We start from the raw sequence: 21,922 nt of genomic DNA, 5'->3' as shown, positions 1-21,922 counted from the left end.
ATAAGGAGAACCTACCATGAAAGCACGTATTCCTAAGCACCGCGAGTTCATCATCAACTTCCCCGACAGCATCGACCAGAACAAGGCCAACGAGGGCTGGGCAAAGCTGCAGCAGATCGTTGAGGACTACAAGAAGGCCCACAATGGCGCTTCTGTCTACGCCCCCACCTTCATCGAGGACTGCGAGGCCGAGGTGAAGAAGCTGCAGGAAGAGTACGGCTTCGAGTACACGGTCGAATACGTTCAGTAATTTCTGATATTTAAAATCCCCTCTGTGCATCTGCGCAGGGGGGATTTGCAGTTTCAGGGGGAACCGCTTTTTCCCTGCGGTGTGCTCCTGCAAAAATACAGCCCCGGCAGACTGCATGGTCTGTCGGGGCTGTGCTTTCCTGTCCGGGTCACTTTTCCACTTTACTCAGCAGGATGCGGTCGTTGTCCAGATTCTTGCCTGCGTTCTCGCGGAACTTTTCAAGCAGGTCGTCCACGGTCATCCGGCTGCGTTCCTCGCCCTTCACGTCAAAGACGATGCGGCCGGAATCCATCATCAGGGTGCGGTTGCCCAGCTCCAATGCCTGATGCATATTGTGGGTGACCATCAGGCAGGTGATCTTCTTTTCGGCCACGATGCTCTTGGTCAGCTCCAGCACCTTTTCGGCGGTGGCGGGGTCCAGTGCGGCGGTGTGCTCGTCCAGCAGCAGCAGCTTGGGGGTGACCAGCGTTGCCATGAGCAGGGTCAGCGCCTGCCGCTGGCCGCCGGAAAGCAGTCCCACCGGCTGCTTCATGCGGTCCTCAAGGCCCATATCCAGCAGCGCCAGCTTTTCGCGGAACACTTCCTTGTCCTTGCGGGAGATGCGGGAGAAGATGGCGTGGGGCGCGGTGCCGGCACGCAGATAGGCCAGCGCAAGGTTTTCCTCAATGGTCATGTTGGGTGCCGTGCCCTTGAGCGGGTCCTGAAACAGGTGGCCGATGACCTTGCTGCGCTGGTGCTCCGGCGCAAAGGTGATATCCTGTCCGCCCAGCAGGATGCTGCCCTCATCCGCGATGAAGCCGCCGGTGATGGCGTTGAACAGGGTGGATTTGCCCGCGCCGTTGGAGCCCACGATGGTGGCAAAGTCCCCGGCTTCCATGTGCAGGCTGACACCGTTCAGGGCCACTTTTTCATTGACCGTGCCGGGGTTGAAAGTCTTGTGCAGATCGTTCAGCTGAAGCATTTCCATCTTACTTTCCCTCCTTGCCGGTGGTCACGCGGGGCGGCAGGCCCCATGCTTGCGCTGCTCAAAGGCGATTTTTTCCTTGATGGCCGGCATCGAAATGGCGATGGCCACGATGATGGCGGACACCAGCTTCATGGCGGCGGCAGGCACATTGAAGCGCAGGGCCACAGCCACGATAAAACGGTACAGGCAGCTGCCGAACACCACGCCGATGATCCGGCGCAGCATGGTGCGCCTACCAAGCAGAGTCTCGCCGATGATGAGGGAAGCCAGTGCGATGGTCACCATGCCGGTGCCCACATTGATATCGCAGCTCTTCTGATACTGTGCCAGCAGGCCGCCGGAGAGGGCGCACAATGCGCCGGAAATGCACAGGCCCACCGTAATGGTGAAAGCCGGGTTAATACTGGAAGCACGCACCATGGCAGCGTTGTCACCGGTGGCGCGGATGGACAGGCCCAGCCGGGTGCCCAGAAATCCCAGCATCGCCGCACCGGCAAGCAGGATCATGGCCAGCGCGATGGCCAGCTTATACCAGCCGCCAAGGAAGCTCAGTGAGCCCTTTGCCAGCGAGAAAACAGTGTCGGTCTTGACCAGCGACATGGTGGAGGAAAAGCCCATCACGGCCAGATTGATGGTGTAAAGGCCGGTGTTGACGATGATGCCTGCCATGATGCTCTCCACGCCAAGGCGGGTCTGCAGAAAAGCCGTAACAAAGCCGGAGCACACACCTGCCGCCATGGCTGCAACAAGTGCCAGAATGGGGTGGCCGGTCAGTGCTACCTGACAGGCCACGGCGCAGCCCAGCGTGAAGCAGCCGTCAGTGGAAAGGTCTGCGATGTTCAGGATGGAATAGCTCAGGAACAGTGCCAGCGCCACCAGGGCATAGATACAGCCCAGTTCCAGCGCCGTCTGTAGGACGTTGAGCGAAAAGATACTCGCCAGCATGTGTGTGCTCCTTTTATGTTTCTTTTTGATTGGACGATTTAAAATGGCCTCCGCTTTTGCTCTGGCCATTTTCAGCGGAATTGGGTTTTTATTCGGGATTCAGAAAAGCCTGCGGGCTTTTCTGAATCCCCTTTTCACGAGTAGGGTCGTGACGGAAAACGGCATTTGCAGCGCCGCTTTCTGCGAAAGCGCGGCGCTGTGGGCGGCGTCCTCGCCCTCTCAGGCGCTTACGCGCCAGCTCTCCCAAAGGGAGAGCCTCTGGCAAAGCTGCACACTTTGCAATTGAATCGAAAACTTTTCCTAAAGCCGCCAAAAGCTCCCCCTTCGGGGGAGCTGGCAAAACCGTCAGGTTTTGACTGAGAGGGTTCTTTTTTAAGAGAAGTTCTCTGCGGTGGTTACTTCCACGATCTCGGTGCAGTAGGGCTTGAAGGCTTCCTTCACGGTGTCAAGGTCAAGGCCCAGCGCTTCGCAGGTCTCGGTGTTGATGGTGACGATACCGTTATCAAAGGTCTGGTACGGCAGGTCTGCAGTGGTCTTGCCCTCGCACAGCAGCTCTGCCACCATATCGGCAGTGGCTTCGCCCAGCTGGACGTAATCCACGCCGTAGCCCACAAAGGCCCCGTTCAGTGCAAAGCTGTCAGCACCGGTGTAGTGCTGGACGCCTGCCTCGGTAAAGGTCTCGTAGATGGACAGCTCTGCGGTCATCACGGTGTTGTCGGTGGGGGTGAACACGGCCTTGACGCCGGAAGCGATCAGGGCCTCGGCAGCCATCTGCACCTCGGCGGTGGTGGTGCCGTTCTTCTCAATGTACTTGATACCGTTGGCGTCGCAGAAGGCCTTGGCATCGGCAATGGCCTGCGTGGAGGCATCCTGACTCAGGTCGTACAGCAGGCCGATGGTGTCAATGTCCGGGTTGACGGCAGTGATCAGCTTCATGATGGCCTCGGTGTTCAGTGCGTCGGAGGTGCCGGTGATGTTCTCCTCGCCGTCAAAGCCTGCAGCGGCGGGGTCGGTGACAGCAGAGTAGACAACGGGGATATCGGTATCCTCCACAGCGGCCAGCATGGTTGCGGCGGTGGGGGTAGCCACAGCCACGATCACATCCACGCCGTCCCCTACGAGGTCGGCACCGATCTGGTTCAGGTTGGACTGGTCAGCCTGTGCATTTGCGTAGTAGTCGGCGTAGTCGAAGGTAACGCCCTTCTCTGCCCCCAGCTCATCCAGACGGCTCTCCACAGATTCCACGATCTGGTTGAGGGAAGCATGATCCACATAGTTGACGATGCCCACCTTGAAGGTCTGGCCGCCCTCGGCTGCTGCGGAAGCGGCAGCGGAAGAAGCAGTGGAAGATGCAGCCACGGTGCTGGAAGCGGAGCCGCCGCAGCCGGTGAATGCCAGTGCAGAAACGGCGGAAGCAGCCATAGCGGCCTTGAGGAAGCTGCGGCGGGAGATCATGGTAACGTTTTTCATAACAGTAAACTCCTTTCCCGGAGCGGGCGGCAAAAGTAAAAGACCCGCTCCCCTTGCGGGACGGGTCTTACAAATAAAAACGACCCTGTCCCTGTGTGTTATCCACAAGGACAGGATCGGTAAAGTTCGATTCTGCGGTGCCACCTTGCTTGCCCTGCTTTGCAAACTGCAGAGCCTCTCACGGAGAGCCAACACTCCCCTGTCCTGTAACGGAGACTTCCGTCCAAAGCTACTAAGGCTTGCTGCCCATTTGCCCGGCCCTCGGCGGCCCACGAAGCTCTGCCCCGCTCTCGCCCGTTTTCACTGTCCGGGCTCACTGAAGATGCGCTGTGCAGGTTCTCTTCCGCCTCATCGGTTTGATTGCATTATACACTTTATTGGCATAAAGTCAAGGGGAAATTTCAAAAATTTCTTTTTTCTACAGCACAAAGTCATTCTTCCGTGCATCAGGCCCGCTTTGTGCGGCGCTTGCGCCAGACGAAGTACGCCGTGTACGCCAGCCATACCACAATGCCGCCCAAAGTCAGCGCACGGCTCAGCCGGATGCCGTCGGGCTGGTAGACAAAATCGATGCTGTTTTCACCTGCCGGGCACAGCACAGCCATCAATCCCTCGTCCACCTCCACAATGTCGGCCTCCTGCCCGTTGACATAGGCCGTAAAGCCGTCATCGTAAGGCACGGAGAAGAACACGAGGTTCTCTTTTTCCAGCGTGATCCCGGCGTGGAAGCCCGAATTGTTCATCTGGAACACACTGGCAGCCGTGGCACGGCGCTCGCGGCAGTCCTGCACGTAGGACTCATAGTACAGCTCCTCCCGTCTGCCCTCCGGCAGATGGGTGAGGTACTTGCCGTAGACTGCAGCATCCTCGTCGGTAAGCACCAGTGCACGCATCAGGAGGTTTGCGCGGGTGGCCTTGGCTGTCTCCTCGTACTCGGTCTGGGTGAGGTAATAGTCATAGGCAAAGCCCATGGGCACGTAGTTCGTGTTGCGGTAGACCGCATAGCCGTCCTTTGCAAAGGCATATTCCCAGCCGTCGTCGGCTTCGTTTTCAAAGTCGGTCTGCTTTTCCGGCGTGGTGATAAGGTACTCCACACTCAAAAGGCCCCGCAGTGCATAATTGGAAAGCTCCGGCTCACTGCGCACATCCCGCTTGACCCCCAGCGCCGGGTAGAAGCTGAGGATGCTGGGGGCTGCCGTGCTGCCAAAATACTGCAGGCAGCTCTTATCCAGCCACATACCGATGTTGTCGTGGATCTTGTACGTATCCACGCGGTAATCGCCTTCGGGCAGGTCGTTTTTCAACAGCAGGGCGTTGGTGTCCTGCTTCACAAGGTCGCTGTCGGTATACCACTGGCCGAACTTGCCAATGCCGATGTGCACCACGCTGAACAGGAAGGCAAACGCCAGCACTGCCGCCGTCAGGCGCTGGGCAAAGCGGCTGTCGCCCCGCCACTTCTGGCAGAGATAGCGGTACAGCAGCAGGCCCAGCAGGCCAAAGCCCAGCACCGCACAGTACTGACCGGGGTTCTTGAGCACGCCGAACGACCAGCTGCCGGTGTCGCTGTCCTGCACCGGCACCACCGCAAAGGCCACCGTGGCGATCATCAGCCAGCTGATGCCGCGGGCCGGGCTGTCCAGATCGGTGTTGTGGTCTTCCAGCGCGTTCACGGTCATTGCGGCCAGCACCAGCACCGGCATATAGTACCAGCGCGCATAGTAGCTGGAATTGAGGGCGTAGAACGCACTGTTCAGGATGGGCACCAGTGCGAACACGGCGCAGGTGCCCACGATGCGCTTTTTACTGTCGCCGCACTTGGCTTTCCAGTAGGCCACGGCACCGGCCAGACTGCACAGCGGCAGATAGGCCGACATGCTGGTCCACTTGATCACGCCCTCCGACCAGATGGATGTGAGGTAGGGAGAATCCGGCGGCATGATCCAGCTGACGAGAATTGCAAGGTACTGCTGCACCTTGCTGTAGGTCAGAAAGCCCCAGCCGGAGGAAAGGTCGATGGTGCGCGGGTTCTGCAAAATGGAGAGCACCGCAGGCACCAGCAGGATGCTGCCCATGGCAGCGCCCAGCAGGCTTTCAAAGGCCAGCAGCCCGAACTTTTTTGCAGTGAGACGGAAGTCCCTTGTGCTGAGCTTGCAGATGAAGTAGATGGCCAGAAACACCACCTGACCGATGAAGAAGAAGTAGTTGTTGACAAGGTTCACCGCCACCCAGAACGCAAACCAGCTGCGGCGGTCGTTGTAAAGGGCCTCGTCCAGCGACCACAGCAGATACGGGAACAGCGCCACCACATCTACAAAGTGGTTGAAGAACACATTGTATACCGTAAAGCCGGAGAAGGTATACAGACAGGCTCCCAGCACGGCGTAGTCGATATTTTTGACGTAGCGGCGCAGATACAGGTACGCACCGCCGCCCGCCACGGCAAACTTGAGCACCAGCAGCGGTACCATGAGGTAGGGCAGCCACCCCTGCGGGAAGAGCAGCGAGAACCAGAAGAACGGCGAGCCGTACAGGTAGAACGAATAGGCGTTCATCACGCCGCTGCCAAGGTCGGTAGCCCATGAGAAGGTATTGTGCACCGAGGTGAACGCACTGTCCGGGTAGCCTGCGCCCTTGATAAAGCCGTTCATATAGCGGTAAAAGCTGATCTGCTGGCTGTTGAAATCGCCTGCATAGTGGAAAAAGCCGCCGTCGATGATATAAAACGGCAGAAAGAACAGGGCCGCCGTGAGGGCACACAGGCCCACCGTCAGCCAGAATTTATCCTTTTTTTGTCCCAGCAGCTGCGGCTGCCGGGCAGTACCAGACCGCTCCATGGTTTCCTCTTTTCTCTGCCAAAGCGGCAGAAAGTTGGTTTATTTTAGTATAGCACGAACACTGCACAGAAAAAAGGGCTTGACAACGCTCTGCCGGACAGGTATGTTGGAGAAAAAAGGAGGAAGCTGCCATGCTGTACCCGTTCAGCGCCCTGCTGGCGCGCATGAAATACATTACCCGCTGGAGCCTGATGCACTCCACCCGGGCCGAATCTCTCAGCGAGCACACCTGCGATACCGCCCTGCTGGCCCACATGCTTTGCCTGATTGCACGGCGGTACACCGGCACGCCCTGCCGCCCCAAAACGGTAGCAGTGGCGGCGCTGTACCACGACGCGCCGGAGATCATTACCGGCGACATGCCCACACCGGTCAAGTACAGCAGCCCCACCCTGCGGGATGCCTACAAGGCGTTGGAAACCGAGAGCGTGCGCTGCATGACCGGCCTTCTGCCGGACGAGTTGAGCGAAGAGCTGTCCCCGTTCATCTCCGGGGAACTGCTCACCGCCGAGGAAAAGCGCCTGCTGAAGGCCGCCGACCGGCTGAGCGCCCTCATCAAATGCACGGAGGAGCAGCGCAGCGGCAACCACGAGTTTGACGCGGCGCTGGCCCAGCAGAAAGCGGCCCTGCAGGCCATGCACTGCCCGGAAGCCGACTGGTTCATAGAGCACTGTCTGCCCTGTTACACCCAGAATCTGGATGAGCTGACCCGGCAGCAGTAATATTCCCCTTACGGAAACGGCACCTCGCGCACGTCGTCCGGGTCGATGCCCGCTTTGCGCTGCTCTTCAAAAACAGCATCGATCAGCTCGTCCAGATCTTCCAGATGGGTCAGGGTGCAGCAGTAGCGGCGCAGATTGGCCGCACCTTTCAGCCCCTTCATATAGTGCATGGTCTGAGAGCGGGCCTGCGGCATGGCGACGAACTCGCCCTTCTGCTCCACCATCTCCTCCACCTGACGGCGCAGCGCATTCATGCGGGCCTGCAGGTTGGGTGCCTTGGGTGCGGGCAGGCCTTCAATGGCGGCGTTCACCCGCTCAAAGAGCCACGGGTCGCCCAGCGCGCCCCGGGCGATCATCACGCCGTCACAGCCGGTGGCCTGCATCATCTCCACCGCATCCTCTGCCGAGTGGATGTCGCCGTTGCCCAGCACCGGCACTCTGACGGCATCCTTCACCCGGGCAATGATCTCCGGGTCGATGCCGGGGGTGTACATCTGCTCCCGGGTACGGGCGTGCACCGCAATGAGGGCTGCGCCGGCCTGCTCACAGGCCTTGGCACACTCCACTGCAGTGATGTGGTCGGCATCCCAGCCCTTGCGCATTTTCACGGTGACAGGCCGTTTTGTATTTGCCACAACCTGCTCCACGATGCGCCCGCAGCGGTCCGGGTCCAGCATCAGCTTGCTGCCTGCGCCGCCGGAAACGATTTTGGGGGCCGGGCAGCCCATGTTGATATCCACAAAGTCGAACTCGTACTGTTCGATGGCGGCGGTGGCTTCGCCCATGATCTCGGGCACTTCGCCAAAGATCTGCACGCCATAGGGTGCACCGTTGGGTTCGGCCTTGAGCAGGCTCACCGTCTTGTGGTCGCCGTACACCAGCGCCCGGCTGGACACCATTTCGCTCACAGTAAAACCCGCACCGTGCTGGGCCATCAGGCGGCGGCAGGGTGCATCCGTAAAGCCCGCCATCGGGCCGAACACCGCCCGGTGGGGCAGGATGATATTGCCGATTTTCAAAGGTTCCATTGGTTGTTCCTCGCTGTTATCGAAAAAAGCTCCCCCGCAGGGGAGCTGGGTATTACCGTGCGAATCCTTTCGGGTACGGCATAAGCCTCCCTCACTGAGGGAGGTGGCATTGCCGCAGGCGATGACGGAAGGAGTTCCTGTAGAAAACTCCCTCAGTCTCGCATTCGCTCGACAGCTCCCTCAATGAGGGAGCCTTTTTTACATCTTCTCCGGCACGTTGATCTTGAACATGGTCAGCACGTTGAAGATGGCATTCTTCACGCCGATGCACAGGGCCAGACGTGCCTGCTGCACAGCGGGGTCTGCGCCCTGAATGCGGCAGCTGCCGTAGAAGCGGTGGAAGGCGCTGGCCAGATCAATGACAAAACGGTTGATGCGGCTGGGGTCGTACTTCTCGGCCGCCATGACGATCTCCTGCGGGAAGGCTGCCAGCATCCGGATCAGATCCATCTCGGAAGGCTCGGTGAGCAGGGTGGCATCCACCTTCTCGGCACCGGCAAACTGCACGCCCTCGCTCTCCATCTTTTTCAGGATGGAGCAGATGCGGGCATGGGCATACTGCACATAGTACACGGGGTTATCGTTGTCGGTCTTGACAGCCTGATCGAGGTCAAAATCGATGCCGCTGCCTGCGTCGTGCATATTGAACAGGAAGCGTGCGCTGTCGATGGGCACCTCTTCCAGCAGGTCGGTCAGGGTGATGGCATTGCCGGTGCGCTTGGACATCCGCACAGGCTGGCCGTCGCGCATCAGGTTGACCATCTGCATCAGCACAACGTCCAGATCTTCGCCGTTCAGGCCGATGGCATCCATGGCACCCTTCATGCGGGCCACATGGCCGTGATGGTCTGCACCCCAGACATCGATGGCCTTGGCAAAGCCGCGGGTGGCCAGCTTATTGTAGTGGTAGGCGATATCGGCGGCAAAGTAGGTGGGGATGCCGTTGGCACGGACGAGCACTTCGTCCTTGGCTTCCTCCTCGGTTCCGTCCTCGGTCTTTTTCTTGTTCACCGTGCCGTACTTGGCAGCGTACTGGGCGCTGCGGTACATGATGGCACCGTCCTCCGCCTTATAGCATGCGCCCAGCTCCAGCAGCTTATCCACCACGGCCTTCACCGCGCCGGACTCGTGCAGGGTGCTCTCATGGAACCACACATCGTAGTCGATGCGGTACTTGCCCAGATCGCGCTTGAGGGCAGCAATGTTCTTGGGCAGAGCGTAGGCCACCAGTGCGTCCTTCAGGGCGGCAAAAGCCTCGCTCTCGAACAGAGTCTCCTCGTCCATTCCCTTGCAAGCGGCAACGTACTTGTCGCCGTTCAGCTCGGCAAACTCACCGGCCAGCACCTTGATGTCGCCGCCCTGATAGCACTCGGCGGGCAGCGGATAGGCTTCCTCGCCGCAGTACTTCTGCAGGTAGCGCACGGCAAGGCTCTTGCCGAACTTCTGGATCTGGTTGCCGGCATCGTTGATATAGAACTCACGGGTCACATCATAGCCGGACCAGTCCAGCACAGCGGACAGACAGTCGCCCAGAGCACCGCCGCGGGCGTTGCCCATGTGCATGGGGCCGGTGGGGTTGGCGGAAACGAATTCCACATTGTACTTGGCGCCCTTTCCGTGATCGGTGCGGCCATACTCCTTGTTGGAGCAGGCACCCAGCACCACACTGGCCCAGAAGGACGGAGCCAAAAACAGGTTGATGAAGCCGGGGCCAGCCACTTCCACCTTGGCAAACACACTGTTCTCGATGGAGGGCAGATGTGCCAGCAGCGCATCCGCGATCATCTTGGGAGCCTTGCGCCAGCTGCGTGCACCGGCCATGGCGATGTTGGAGGCGATATCGCCGTTTTTGGTATCGGCGGGGATCTCCACGATGAAGGCGGGCAGCTCAGCTTCCGGCAGAGCACCATCGGCCATGGCGGCCTTGGCAGCAGCAGTCAGCAGAGCGCGTGCCTCGTCCAGCGCAGCCTGACGGGGGTTATAGTTCTGGTAGGTCTTTTCAAATTCAGTCATTGGTCTGGTTCCTTTCACAGTCTGGGAAATATCTCAGTTTACGTGGGTCACGGTCACTTCAAGGCGGTTGCGGCTCACAAGCTCGGCGCTGTTGGCATCCAGCAGGTAGCCGAACTTTGCGGTGCCGCCCTTCTCGGTCAGGCCGCACTCGATCTCGTCGGCGGTCACACCCAGCGTCATAGAGCCGTAGCCTGTCTCGTAGTGGCAGAGGTTGCGCTTGCCTTTTTCGATCAGCAGCTGGGTGCCGGCCCCGCCGCCCTTGCCAAACCGCAGCATCGCCACGCGGCTGCCGTCGGCGGCAATTTTCAGGGTGGTGGTGCAGCCCTCGTAGCCGGTGGTCTCGGTCTCTTTATAGGTAATGTAGTAGCTGCCGCCCTTCTGCACGAACTGGCCGCGGGTCATCAGCTCCACAAACTCTTCCTTTTCTTCCTGCTCCACAGGCTCTTTCACATGCTGCTCAATGCGGCTCTTGATGCGGATGATATAATCTTCCTTCAGCGGTTTGCTCACGTTTTTCTGTCCTTATCAATATTTATCAATGGCGATCTGATCCACCGGGCCGCCCTTGTACTCGCCCAGGAACAGGTCTGCCGTCTGCACAAAGCTGTCCGGCACATCGCTCACGTAGAAGTGCGCCTGACCCTCGTGCTCCTGTGCAGCGCGCAGGCCGCGCTCGGAGAGCATCTGTTCCAGATGGTGGGCGGCGGTCTTGGCCGGATCCACCAGCGTCACGCTCTGGCCCATGAACTCGCCGATCATGGTCTTGAGCAGCGGGTAGTGGGTGCAGCCCAAAATCAGGGTGTCCACACCGGCCTCACGCACCTCGGTCAGGTACTGAGCGATCACCAGCTTCGTCACCTGCTGTCGGCTCTCCTCGCTGTGGTCCACGTAACCGGCCTCCACCAGCGGCACGAACAGCGGGCAGGCCTGCGCGGTGATCTCCACCCCCGGCACCAGCTGACGCAGCAGCTTTTCGTAGCTGCGGGAGCGGATGGTGGCAGCGGTGCCGATCACGCCGATGCGACGGTTGCGGGTAGCAAAAGCTGCTTCCCGGGCGGCAGCATCCACCACGCCCAGATAGGGCACCGGCAGCTTTGCCGCTTCTGCAGCCGGGTAGGTGCTGGACACGGTGCCGCAGGCCGCCATGATGCACTTTACATTTTTAGAGAGCAGGAATGCCACGTCCTGACGGGCATACTGCAGGATGGTCTCCGGGCTGCGGCTGCCATAGGGCACGCGGCCGGTATCGCCAAAATAGATGATCTCCTCGTGGGGCAGGCGCTTGCGCAGCTCCCGCACACCGGTCAGGCCGCCAAGGCCGCTGTCGAATACGCCGATCGGGCGGTTATCCATGCTGCTTTTCCTTCCTTTCCAGCGCCAGCGCGATCAGCCGGTCGATGAGCTGCGGCACCGGCAGGCCCTCGTGCTCCATCAGCTTGGGGTACATGCTGATGGACGTGAAGCCCGGGAAGGTGTTGATCTCGTTGATCAGCACCCGGCCAGTACCCTTTTCCACAAAGAAATCGCAGCGGGCAAGGCCCTCGCAGTTCAGGGCAGTGTAGGCCATGGCGGCGTAGGTCTTCACCTCGTCCAGCTTTGCTTCCGGCAGGTGAGCCGGAATGACGGTCTGGCTCACGCCGTTCTTGTACTTGTCGTCATAGGTATAGAACTCGGCACCGGCAAGGATCTCGCCCGGACGGGTAGCCACGGCGGGGTCGGAGCCGATCACGGCGCACTCCACTTCCTGTCCGTCCACAAAGGCTTCAAACACCACCTTGCGGTCGTTTTCCAGTGCAAGGTCGATGGCCTTTTTCAGCTCGTCACGGCTGGACACCTTGGAGATGCCCACGCTGGAACCGGCGTTTGCGGGCTTGACGAACACGGGCCAGCCCAGCTTCTTTTCCACACCCTCGCACACGCCTTCCAGATCGGACTCGATCTCCCAGCGGTCGGCAGCCAGCCATCTGGTGTGGGGCACACCGTTGGCCTCGAACAGAGCATTGGCCACGGCTTTGTCCATGCACACCGCGCTTGCCAGCACGCCGCAGCCCACGTAGGGGATGCCGGCCAGCTCCAGCAGGCCCTGCACCGTGCCATCCTCGCCCCACAGGCCATGGAGCACCGGGATGACCACATCCACATGCACTTTTTCCACATGGCCTTCCGGGGTGAACAGGATCATGCCGTGGTCGGCGCGGTCCGGACTGATGACGCAGGCCATGTTGCCTGCCAGCTCTTCCCAGCTGCCATCGGCCATCTGGGCGGCCGTGGCCTCGGTGTACAGCCAGCGGCCCTCCTTGGTGATGCCCACAGTGAGCACCTCATATTTTTCACGATCAATGTTGTTGACGAAGTTGCCCACAGAAACGCGGCTGACCTCGTGCTCGCTGGACATACCGCCGAACAGCAGCACAACGCACATTTTTTCAGACTGCATGATAACTCTCTCCTATTTACAAAGCCCAAGACCTGGGCGGGATATAACCGGTAAAAATGCCGTTCTGGCTTATTATACAATATCTATGCGCGCGATGCAAGCAGAATGCCAAAAAGCTGCCGGTGGGTAAAAGAGATATTTTTCAAAAAAACTTTCCAAAAATCGAAGATTTCCGCTTGACGGATGGAAAAGTGCGTGGTACAATGATATCACCTCTTTTGCGGGGTTATTAAGTGCGCCTGTTTTACAGGTACCACCCGCAACCCGAGGGAGGTTCAAAACAACCGTTATAATGGAGGTGTCAACAAATGACCGTTAAAATCACTCTGGCCTGCACCGAGTGCAAGCAGCGCAACTACAACACCACGAAGAACAAGAAGAACAACCCCGATCGTCTCGAGATGAAGAAGTATTGCCGTTTCTGCAAGAAGCACACCGTTCATCGCGAAACCAAGTAAGAAAGGCGGACGCATCATGGCAGACAAAACCGAGAACAAGCCGGGCTTTGTGGCCAGAGCAAAGGCCGCTGTGAAGAACTTCTTTGGCAAGTGTGCCAAGTTCTTCCGCGACACCAAGAGCGAGCTGAAGAAGGTGGTGTGGCCGTCCAAAGAGGACGTTAAGACCAACACCATCGTCGTGCTCGTGACCGTCGCCATCGCAGCGGTCGTGATGATCCTGCTGGATGCCATCTTCGGCGGCATCCTGGGCCTGATCATCGGCGCCTGAGAATCATCTTGAAACGGAGGGCAGACCAAAATGGAAGAACAATCCAATGAGGCACTTTGGTATGTAGTGCATACCTATTCCGGCTATGAGAACAAGGTCGCGAACGACCTGCAGACCATGGTGGAGAACCGTCATCTGCAGGATCTGATCTGCGATATCAAGGTTCCCGTCGAGATGGTTCCCGAAATTGACAAGAACGGCAAGCAGAAGATGGTGGAGCACAAGCTCTTCCCCGGCTACGTTCTGGTCAAAATGGTGATGAACGACGATACCTGGTACGTGGTGCGCAATACGCGCGGCTGCACCGGCTTCGTCGGCCCCGCATCCAAGCCCGTTCCCCTCTCTGCTGAAGAAGTAGAGAAGATGGGCGTGGAAAAGGCTGCACCTCTGGCAGTCGACTTCAACGTCGGCGACACCGTGCAGATCACCGCCGGTCCTCTGGAAGGCTTTATGGGCCTTGTGGAGGAGATCGATACCGAGAACTTCAAAGTGAAGCTCAAGGTCAACATGTTCGGCCGCGAGACCCCCGCAGAGGTGGAGATCGGTCAGGTCGAGCTGCCGTAACCAACCGGCACAAATCGTTTACCAAGGTAAGACCGCAGTGCGGTTCTTATAGAGCGTGTGCACTGTGCACATGCTCGTGGGAGGCACGGAGACACCGTGCCGCAACTCACCACAGATTTTTGGAGGTGCATTTATTATGGCACAGAAAGTTACTGGCTACATTAAGCTGCAGATCGAGGCCGGCAAGGCAACTCCGGCTCCCCCTGTTGGCCCTGCTCTGGGTCAGAAGGGTGTCAACATCATGGCATTCACCAAGGAGTTCAACGAGCGTACCAAGAACCAGATGGGTTATGTGATCCCCGTCGTCATCACTGTGTATGCTGACCGCTCCTTCAGCTTCATCACCAAGACTCCTCCGGCAGCCGTTCTGATCAAGAAGGCAGCTGGCATCAACACCGCTTCCGGCAAGCCCAACAAGGAAAAGGTCGCTTCTCTGACCGCCGCTCAGGTGGAAGAGATCGCCAAGACCAAGATGCCCGACCTGAACGCTGCTTCTCTGGAAGCTGCATGCAGCATGGTTCGCGGCACCTGCCGTTCCATGGGTGTCACCGTCGAGGGCTGAGACATAAACAGTGGGAGGGCATAAAACTGCCCGCATGACCACACAGGAGGATATACAATGAAACATGGCAAGCACTATGTCGACGCTGCAAAGCTGGTCGATTCTACTAAGGCATATGATGTGAACGAGGCTCTGGAGCTGGCTTGCAAGACCGCTTCTGCCAAGTTCGACGAGACCGTTGAGCTGCACGTCCGTCTGGGCGTTGACGGCCGTCACGCTGACCAGCAGGTCCGCGGCGCTGTCGTTCTGCCCAACGGCACCGGCAAGACCGTCCGCGTCTGCGCAATCGCCAAGGGTCCCGCAGCTGCCGCTGCTGAGGCTGCTGGCGCTGATATCGTCGGTGATGACGAGCTGATCGCAAAGATCGCCGGCGGCTTCATGGATTTCGACGTTGTCGTGACCACTCCCGATATGATGGGCCGCGTTGGCCGTCTCGGTAAGGTCCTGGGCCCCCGCGGCCTGATGCCGAACCCCAAGGCCGGCACCGTTGCTCCCGACCTGGGCAAGGCTGTTTCCGAGGCCAAGGCTGGTAAGATCGAGTACCGTCTGGACAAGCAGAACATCATCCATGTGCCCGTGGGCAAGGCTTCTTTCGGTGCAGAGAAGCTGTACGCCAACCTGGACACTGTGATGGAGGCTATTGCCAAGGCAAAGCCCGCTGCAGCAAAGGGTACCTACTTCAAGAGCGCTACCATCGCCACCACCATGGGCCCTGGCATCCGTCTGAACACCCTGAAGTACGGTGTCTGATTTGAAGTTCTGATCGTTTTTCTGCCGTTCGTATGGGCGGCAGAAAAATTTTGTCAGAAAATTTCAAAAAAGACTTGACAACTCCGCACGTTTGCGGTAAAATAATCATGCTGTTTTTGAGACAGCAGGTACTGGAGTCCAGTGTAAGGCTATGCCGCCTGCCGAGAAACGTGCGTAAAGTTGTTTTATGCCTCTTTCTCGACCAAGTGCGGGAAAGAGGCTTTTTTCATACTTGCTCCGGTTTTCGATACAAGTTTTTGAAACGAGGTGAAACCGAATGCCCAGTGCAAAGATTCTTTCTGAAAAGCAGGCTTATGTCGCTGATCTGAAGGCAAAGTTTGAGAGTGCGGTTTCCGGCTGCGTCGTCGCTTACGGCGGCATTAACGTCGAGAACGACACCAAGCTCCGTAAGGAGCTGCGTGAGGCAGGCGTCGATTACATGGTCGTGAAGAACACCATGCTGCGTCTGGCTGTCAAGGGTACCTCTCTGGAGGGCCTGGCTGAGCAGTTCAAGGGCGATACCGCTATCGCTTTTGCTCACGAAGCGGATCCCATGTCCGCTGCCCGCATCCTGTGCAAGTATCAGGATGGCGATAAGTCCAAGAAGTTCGTCGTGAAGGCTGGCTTCATGGAAGGCAAGGTCATGGACGCTGCCGAGACCAACGCAATCGCAAAGCTGCCCAACCGCGAAGGCATGCTGTCCATGTTCGCAGGCGCCCTCACCAGCACTCTGTCTGGTCTGGCCGTTGCAATGCAGGCTTATGCCGACAAGCAGGAGGAGCCCGCTGCCTGATGGCCGCGTGACCGCTGCTTAAACAAAACAAGAAACTAACAAACAAAACCATTGATATTGGAGGGTTACTACTATGGCTTCTGAGAAGATTACTGCCATCATCGACTCCGTTAAGGAGCTGTCCGTTCTGGAGCTGAAGGAACTGATCGACGCTTACTGCGAAGAGTTCGGTGTTTCCGCTGTTGCTGCTGCTGCTCCCGCTGCTGCTGGCGCTGCTGCTGCCGCTGAGGAAGAGAAGACCGAGTTCGACGTCATCCTGGCTGAGGCTGGCGCTACCAAGATGCAGGTCATCAAGCTGGTGAAGGAGATCACCGGTCTGGGCCTGAAGGAAGCTAAGGCTATCGTCGATGGCGCTCCCAAGGCTGTCAAGGAGAAGGTCTCCAAGGCTGAGGCTGAGGACATCCAGAAGAAGCTGACCGAGGCTGGCGCTAAGGTCGAGGTCAAGTAATTGAACCTCTTCTGAGAGTCGTTCATTCTTGAACAATGAGGTGCCCGTACCGAAAGGTGCGGGCATCTTTTTTTGTTTGATGACAGGAGAGGCGGTAAAGGCAAGTGGCATCTGTGCGGTAGGAAAATGCATTTGACGCTACGACTCTATGGTGAAAAAGCAGCTCCGAAACGACCGCAGTCGTTTCGGAGCTGCAAATATGATTTCCGCTGTTTATGCCCAGAGCGAAGCGGAGGGCATTCTAAATCGTCATCGTCGTATCTTTTCTGCACTCAAAAACTATGTTATACTATCCTCAACAGGAGGAACGGCAGAGCCTTTGTCTCCTCTGCCGCAAAAAGAGAGTTTATGGAACACCGCAACTGGAACAAAAACAACATCCGCACTTCCCTTTTGGGTTACGGCTGTATGCGTTTTCCCACCAAAGCCGACGGCACCATTGACGAAGCGCGCGCCGAAGCTTTGCTGAACACCGCTAAGGCCGCCGGTGTCAACTACTTCGATACTGCCTATCCCTATCACAACGGCCAGAGTGAGCCGTTTGTGGGCCGCGTGATCGCCAAATGGGACCGCAGCAGCTTTTATCTTGCCACCAAAATGCCGCTGTGGAGCTGCAAAAGCCTGGACGATGCCACGCGCATTTTTGAAGAGCAACTGCAGCGGCTGGGCGTGGACTACATCGACTTCTACCTGCTGCACTCCCTGCACAAGGCCCGGTACGAAAAGGCAAAAGCCATGGGCCTTGTGGACTGGCTGTGGCAGCAGAAGGCCGCAGGACGCATCCGGAACTTTGGGTTTTCCTGCCATGACAACTCTGCCGGATTTGAGTATATTCTACGCGACCAGCCGTGGGATTTCTGCCAGCTGCAATACAATTATCTGGACCGGGACGACCGTGCCGAGGAGATCAGCGGTGACCGGGGCTATCAGCTGACCGAAGAATGTGGCGTACCGCTTATCATCATGGAGCCCATCAAGGGCGGCACGCTGGCATCCCTGCCTGCAGACGCCGCCGCACCGCTGCACGCCCTGCGTCCGGATGCCACCGATGCCTCCTGGGCGCTGCGCTGGGTGGGCAGCCACAAAAACGTGCATGTGATCCTCTCCGGCATGAGTGCTGAGGATCAGCTGACCGACAACCTTGCCACCTTTGGCCATTTTGAACCGCTTTCCCCCGCCGAGAATGCCGCTGTGGAAAGCGTTGCCAACGAGTTGCACCGCCGCATCAAGATTGGCTGCACCGGCTGCCGGTACTGTATGCCCTGCCCCATGGGGGTGGACATCCCGGACAATTTCAGCATCTGGAACAAGCTGGGCATGTTCGGCCAGAAGGATGCCATCAAAGCCCAGTGGACCACCTGCTTCCCGGACAGCGAAAAGGCCCTGCACTGTGTGCGCTGTGGTAAGTGCGAAGCCGTCTGCCCGCAGAAGCTGCCCATCCGCGATTCTCTGGCACAACTGCAAAAGGAGCTGGACGCACTGTAACTCCTTCCGTCATCGCTGCGCGATGCCACCTCCCTCAAAGAGGGAGGCTTTAAGGCCCCATCTCTGAGGGGGCTGTCGCCGCAGGCGGCTGGGGGAGTCTCATAACAAAAAGACCGTCACACGTTTTTCGTGCAACGGTCTTTTTTATGCAGTTCTTACCACAGCCGGATGACCTTGATCACACTTTCCGCCTTATCGCGGGCCAGCTCCAGATGGCGCTGCAGGGAATCTGCAGCACTGTCCCAGTTGTCGGCCAGAGCGGCATCCAGAATTTCCAGATGTTCGTCACAGGTCTGCTCCTGATTGATCATGCTCACCTTGCCGGTCATGATGCGGAAGCGGGTGTTCAGACCGGTGATGCGGTCATACGCCGAACGCAGGTACTTGTTGGGCAAAGTGCTCATGAGCAGTTCGTGGAACTCATCGTCCGACTCGCAGAAGTCGGTGATGCTGTCCGGGTGATGCATCAACTCGGCAAATGTCTCCAGCTGTTCCCGCGGGATGCCGCTGCCATAAGTACGCAGGGCGTAAGGCTCCACCAGCAGGCGCATCTCGAACATGCTGTGCACGTCCTCCTCGGTGATGCCGGAAACCATCAGGCCCTTCTTGGGCAGAATGGTGATCAGGCCTTCCTGCTCCAAGCGGCCAAGAGCATCCCGCATGGGGGTGCGGCTGATGTTGCCCATCTCGGCACAAAGCTTCTGCTCGTTCAAAAACTCGTTGGGCCGGTACTCGCAGTTCAGGATCTTGGTCTTAAGGTACTGGTATGCCTGCAGCTTCAGGCTCGTTTTGGTCTGCGACTCCATTTCTTTCATGTTCTGCACAACTCCTATTCCCTTTTCCCTTGCAAAGAAAAAGGTTCTTCTCCTATAATACTCTGGGGCGCATGCTTTCTAACTTCAAAGCATCTTGTATTCTTGCTGCAATCCAAGTAGTATTCCAGTTCTATTATTTCATAATAGGGCAATTATTACAATACTTTTTTGTGAACTTTAGCGCGTTTTATGTTTTATCTAATTTTTATGTCTCATTTTTGCCAAAATTAACAAGTTTTTTTGTGCTTGTAGCCAATGCCGCTTCTTTTGGCCCGGTTCTTTTGCATCCAATGCAAAAATATGCTACAATGTAAAAAATATTGAAAAGGGTGTGGATCTCTCTTATGGCACGAAGCGACGGCTACAATACCAAGACCCGTCAACTGATTTTAGATTATCTCATCAACAACCGGCAGCACGCGGTGAGTGCTTCCAACATTCTGGAGCATCTGGAAGAGCAGGGCGCAAGCCCCAACCCCACCACGGTGTACCGCTATCTGGACAAGCTGGCCGGGGAGCAGCGCATCATGAAATATGTTGCCGACAAGGGCGAAAAAGCTGTGTTCCAGTACGTGGACGAGGGCCGCCACTGCCGGGAGCATCTGCACCTCAAATGCGTGCAGTGCGGGCGCATCTATCATCTGGACTGCCACTTCATGGACGAGGTGCGCGCCCACCTGATGGCAGAGCATGGCTTTACCCTGCAGTGCGAGGGCAGCGTTCTGTATGGTTTGTGCCGCCACTGCGCCCAAAAAGAGGAACAGTCCGACTCTGATGGTCAAACCGCACAAAAATGCGCCTGCTGTGTTGACACGGACAAAAAGCCGTGATACAATGCATGCAAGAAAAAGCGTTGACCGGGAAAAGTAAGGTTTCAATGTCCTCTTTCAGAGAGTGCGGGTAGGTGGAAGCCGCGCAGAGAGCGAAACCCGAACGAACACCCGCAAGCTTCACCCTGAACCTGTTTGTGCAGCAGTAGGGGCCGACGTGCGCCGCTCGTTATCGCGGCAGTGCTTTCAACGGGGAGAGCGCACAAAAGTGACTGGCATGGTTTTATGCCGGTAATTTAGGTGGCACCACGGATACGGCAGCATATTCGTCCTAGCGATTGGGATGAATGAGCTGCCGTATTTTTTATTTAAAAAGAGGGGTAAGAAATATGTGTTGTGTTATGGGCTATACCGGGCACGATCTGAGTGCCGCCAAATTCAAGGAATACCTGCTGCGCACGGTCATGCGCGGCCCGGACGACCAGCGTGTGGTGGAAGGGCCTTTTGGTCTGATGGGCTTTGGCCGCCTTGCCATCATGGGCCTGACGCCGGAAGGCATGCAGCCGTTCTACCGCGGTGCCGACTGTGTGGTGTGCAACGGCGAGCTGTACGGCTTCCGCTTTGAGAAAGAGATCCTCAAGCGCCGCGGCTACAAGTTCCAGTCCGACTGCGACTGCGAGATCCTGCTGCCGCTGTACTATGAGTACGGTCTGGATATGTTCCGCCACATGGACTCCGAGTTCGCGCTTATCATGTACGATTCCCGCAAGGACCGGCTCATCGCCGCCCGCGACCCTATCGGCATCCGTCCGCTGTTCTACGGCTACTCCAAGTCCAGCCACCAGATCGCATTCGCCTCCGAGATGCAGAACCTCATTGGCTGGTGCGACGACATCCGGCCCTTCCCCATTGGCAGCTACTACTGCGATGGCCGCTTCGTCCGCTATGAGGACATTGCCGATGTGCCCGCCCCCATGCAGGACGACATGGACACCGTGCTGCGGAACATCCGCGAAAAGCTGATCGCAGGCGTAGAGAAGCGTCTGGACGCAGATGCCCCTGTGGGCTTCCTGCTCTCCGGCGGTCTGGATTCCTCGCTGGTGTGCTCCATTGCCGCCAAGAAGCTTGGCAAGCCCATCCGCACCTTTGCCATTGGCATGGACACCGATGCCATTGATCTGAAATATGCGCGCCAGACCGCAGAATATCTGGGCAGCGAGCACCACGAGATCATCATCAACCGGGATATGGTCATCAACAGTCTGGAAGAGGTCATCCGCCTGCTGGGCACTTGGGACATCACCACCATCCGCGCCAGCATGGGCATGTACCTGCTGTGCAAGGCCATCCACGAGCAGACCGATGTCCGGGTGCTGCTGACCGGCGAGATTTCCGATGAGCTGTTCGGCTACAAGTACACCGACTACGCCCCCACCGCCGATGCCTTCCAGCAGGAGAGCCAGAAGCGCATCCGTGAGCTGTACATGTACGATGTGCTGCGCGCCGACCGCTGCATTTCCTCCAACAGCATCGAGGCCCGCGTGCCCTTTGGTGATCTGGATTTTGTGCGTTACGTCATGGCCATCGACCCGGAAAAGAAGCTGAACAGCTACGGCAAGGGCAAGTACCTGCTGCGCAAGGCCTTTGAGGGCGACTGGCTGCCGCCGGAGATCCTGTGGCGCGAGAAGGCCGCCTTCTCGGACGCTGTGGGCCACAGCATGGTGGATGATATCAAGGAGTATGCCGAGAGCCTTTACACCGATGAAGAGTTCCAGCTGCGCCGGGCAAACTATTCGGCCCACTGCATGCCGTTCACCAAGGAAAGCCTGTTCTACCGCGAAATTTTTGAGAAGTACTACCACGACCAGAGCCGCACCATCGTGGGCTTCTGGATGCCCAACAAGGCATGGCCGAACTGCAACGTCAACGACCCCTCGGCCCGTGTGCTGGCAAACTACGGCGCTTCCGGTGTGTAACGCCAGACCATTTTGAATGCGCTCCGCTTTGCTTTGCGCATGAATAGCGGAAAGAATATTCTATAATTTGTAGATCGGGAAAATCTGCGGATTTTCCCGATCTACTTTTTCACGAGAGGGAACCCTCTCCGTCACCTGCGGTGACACCTCTCCCAAAGGGAGAGGCTCTGGCGAAACTGGAAACCTTGCCGCCATGCCAAGGGCTCTCCCTTTGGGAGAGCTGCCGAGCGAAGCGAGGCTGAGAGGGCTAGCTCTTCCCCCGCTGCGCCGCCACTTCCATAGGAAGCAGGCGCGGCATCCGCCCCTTGCCGTCCAAGCTCCATCTGTGAAAATGCAATGCCGGGCGGTCCGCAGACCGCCCGGCATT

General features: G+C 58.0%; 22 protein-coding genes and 1 other annotated feature. Of the genes, 12 read left to right on the top strand and 10 right to left on the bottom strand.

What is annotated here, in order from left to right:
* Positions 1–16 precede the first annotated feature (16 nt).
* Positions 17–250 carry a hypothetical protein gene (locus WMO17_RS09320; protein ID WP_005944505.1) on the top strand — a complete coding sequence of 78 codons (234 nt, stop codon included), beginning with the start codon at positions 17–19 and terminating at the stop codon, positions 248–250.
* A gap of 148 nt (positions 251–398) precedes the next feature.
* Here WMO17_RS09320 and WMO17_RS09315 read toward each other — a convergent pair whose 3' ends face one another.
* The 4 genes from WMO17_RS09315 to WMO17_RS09300 all read right to left on the bottom strand — a co-directional run bounded on the left by WMO17_RS09315 (position 399) and on the right by WMO17_RS09300 (position 6,466).
* Positions 399–1,211 (bottom strand): ATP-binding cassette domain-containing protein, encoded by an 813-nt coding sequence (locus WMO17_RS09315; protein ID WP_165852618.1) that lies wholly within the window; start codon positions 1,209–1,211, stop codon positions 399–401.
* A 30-nt stretch (positions 1,212–1,241) separates the two neighbouring features.
* The gene (locus tag WMO17_RS09310) at positions 1,242–2,162 is read right to left on the bottom strand and encodes an ABC transporter permease (RefSeq protein WP_349137954.1); all 921 of its coding nucleotides are present in this window, start codon (positions 2,160–2,162) and stop codon (positions 1,242–1,244) included.
* A gap of 372 nt (positions 2,163–2,534) precedes the next feature.
* Positions 2,535–3,632, bottom strand: coding sequence for an ABC transporter substrate-binding protein (locus tag WMO17_RS09305; protein ID WP_349137953.1), 1,098 nt, complete (start codon positions 3,630–3,632; stop codon positions 2,535–2,537).
* A gap of 446 nt (positions 3,633–4,078) precedes the next feature.
* Positions 4,079–6,466, bottom strand: a complete 2,388-nt coding sequence (locus WMO17_RS09300) for a YfhO family protein (protein WP_349137952.1) — start codon at positions 6,464–6,466, stop codon at positions 4,079–4,081.
* A gap of 131 nt (positions 6,467–6,597) precedes the next feature.
* Here WMO17_RS09300 and yfbR point away from each other — a divergent pair, with 131 nt between their 5' ends.
* A complete protein-coding gene (gene yfbR / locus WMO17_RS09295) occupies positions 6,598–7,188 on the top strand; it encodes a 5'-deoxynucleotidase (protein WP_005944511.1) in 591 nt (196 codons plus the stop codon).
* Positions 7,189–7,196: 8 nt separating this feature from the next.
* Here yfbR and dusB read toward each other — a convergent pair whose 3' ends face one another.
* The 5 genes from dusB to WMO17_RS09270 form a co-directional block, all read right to left on the bottom strand.
* Positions 7,197–8,216 carry a tRNA dihydrouridine synthase DusB gene (gene dusB / locus WMO17_RS09290; RefSeq protein WP_044954051.1) on the bottom strand — a complete coding sequence of 340 codons (1,020 nt, stop codon included), beginning with the start codon at positions 8,214–8,216 and terminating at the stop codon, positions 7,197–7,199.
* A 198-nt stretch (positions 8,217–8,414) separates the two neighbouring features.
* The gene (gene argS / locus WMO17_RS09285; protein ID WP_207698691.1) at positions 8,415–10,229 is read right to left on the bottom strand and encodes an arginine--tRNA ligase; all 1,815 of its coding nucleotides are present in this window, start codon (positions 10,227–10,229) and stop codon (positions 8,415–8,417) included.
* Between the two features lie 33 nt (positions 10,230–10,262).
* Positions 10,263–10,739 (bottom strand): YwiB family protein, encoded by a 477-nt coding sequence (locus WMO17_RS09280; RefSeq protein WP_097775187.1) that lies wholly within the window; start codon positions 10,737–10,739, stop codon positions 10,263–10,265.
* A gap of 15 nt (positions 10,740–10,754) precedes the next feature.
* Positions 10,755–11,582: a glutamate racemase gene (murI, locus tag WMO17_RS09275; protein ID WP_097775186.1), complete on the bottom strand. Its 828-nt coding sequence runs from the start codon at positions 11,580–11,582 to the stop codon at positions 10,755–10,757.
* On the bottom strand, positions 11,575–12,666 hold the full coding sequence (locus tag WMO17_RS09270; RefSeq protein ID WP_097775185.1) for a D-alanine--D-alanine ligase family protein: 1,092 nt from the start codon (positions 12,664–12,666) through the stop codon (positions 11,575–11,577). Before WMO17_RS09270 ends, murI begins: the two co-directional genes overlap by 8 nt.
* 308 nt (positions 12,667–12,974) lie before the next feature.
* Between WMO17_RS09270 and rpmG the strand changes: the two genes are divergently transcribed.
* The 8 genes from rpmG to WMO17_RS09230 all read left to right on the top strand — a co-directional run bounded on the left by rpmG (position 12,975) and on the right by WMO17_RS09230 (position 17,994).
* Positions 12,975–13,124, top strand: coding sequence for a 50S ribosomal protein L33 (gene rpmG / locus WMO17_RS09265; RefSeq protein ID WP_005920501.1), 150 nt, complete (start codon positions 12,975–12,977; stop codon positions 13,122–13,124).
* Between the two features lie 16 nt (positions 13,125–13,140).
* Positions 13,141–13,392, top strand: coding sequence for a preprotein translocase subunit SecE (gene secE / locus WMO17_RS09260; protein WP_097776462.1), 252 nt, complete (start codon positions 13,141–13,143; stop codon positions 13,390–13,392).
* Between the two features lie 30 nt (positions 13,393–13,422).
* The gene (nusG, locus tag WMO17_RS09255; RefSeq protein ID WP_005944521.1) at positions 13,423–13,956 is read left to right on the top strand and encodes a transcription termination/antitermination protein NusG; all 534 of its coding nucleotides are present in this window, start codon (positions 13,423–13,425) and stop codon (positions 13,954–13,956) included.
* A 136-nt stretch (positions 13,957–14,092) separates the two neighbouring features.
* A complete protein-coding gene (gene rplK, locus WMO17_RS09250) occupies positions 14,093–14,518 on the top strand; it encodes a 50S ribosomal protein L11 (RefSeq protein WP_005920496.1) in 426 nt (141 codons plus the stop codon).
* A 57-nt stretch (positions 14,519–14,575) separates the two neighbouring features.
* On the top strand, positions 14,576–15,268 hold the full coding sequence (rplA, locus tag WMO17_RS09245; RefSeq protein ID WP_005944523.1) for a 50S ribosomal protein L1: 693 nt from the start codon (positions 14,576–14,578) through the stop codon (positions 15,266–15,268).
* Between the two features lie 277 nt (positions 15,269–15,545).
* On the top strand, positions 15,546–16,061 hold the full coding sequence (gene rplJ, locus WMO17_RS09240; protein ID WP_005944524.1) for a 50S ribosomal protein L10: 516 nt from the start codon (positions 15,546–15,548) through the stop codon (positions 16,059–16,061).
* A gap of 73 nt (positions 16,062–16,134) precedes the next feature.
* A complete protein-coding gene (gene rplL / locus WMO17_RS09235) occupies positions 16,135–16,509 on the top strand; it encodes a 50S ribosomal protein L7/L12 (protein WP_005944525.1) in 375 nt (124 codons plus the stop codon).
* 348 nt (positions 16,510–16,857) lie between these two features.
* Positions 16,858–17,994 carry an aldo/keto reductase gene (locus WMO17_RS09230; protein WP_349137951.1) on the top strand — a complete coding sequence of 379 codons (1,137 nt, stop codon included), beginning with the start codon at positions 16,858–16,860 and terminating at the stop codon, positions 17,992–17,994.
* 155 nt (positions 17,995–18,149) lie between these two features.
* On the opposite strand, the gene WMO17_RS09225 is transcribed toward WMO17_RS09230, so the two are convergent.
* Positions 18,150–18,809, bottom strand: a complete 660-nt coding sequence (locus tag WMO17_RS09225; protein WP_005944527.1) for a GntR family transcriptional regulator — start codon at positions 18,807–18,809, stop codon at positions 18,150–18,152.
* 344 nt (positions 18,810–19,153) lie between these two features.
* Between WMO17_RS09225 and WMO17_RS09220 the strand changes: the two genes are divergently transcribed.
* Positions 19,154–19,639, top strand: coding sequence for a Fur family transcriptional regulator (locus WMO17_RS09220; protein WP_097775183.1), 486 nt, complete (start codon positions 19,154–19,156; stop codon positions 19,637–19,639).
* Positions 19,640–19,653: 14 nt separating this feature from the next.
* Positions 19,654–19,916, top strand: a binding site (T-box leader).
* Positions 19,917–19,968: 52 nt separating this feature from the next.
* A complete protein-coding gene (gene asnB, locus WMO17_RS09215) occupies positions 19,969–21,555 on the top strand; it encodes an asparagine synthase B (protein WP_044954057.1) in 1,587 nt (528 codons plus the stop codon).
* Positions 21,556–21,922: the final 367 nt, after the last annotated feature.

It is taken from the genome of Faecalibacterium faecis (genome assembly GCF_040096475.1).
Taxonomy (GTDB): domain Bacteria; phylum Bacillota; class Clostridia; order Oscillospirales; family Ruminococcaceae; genus Faecalibacterium; species Faecalibacterium taiwanense.
Note: the sequence above shows the minus strand (reverse complement) of the source record. Positions and strands in the feature narration are given on the sequence as shown.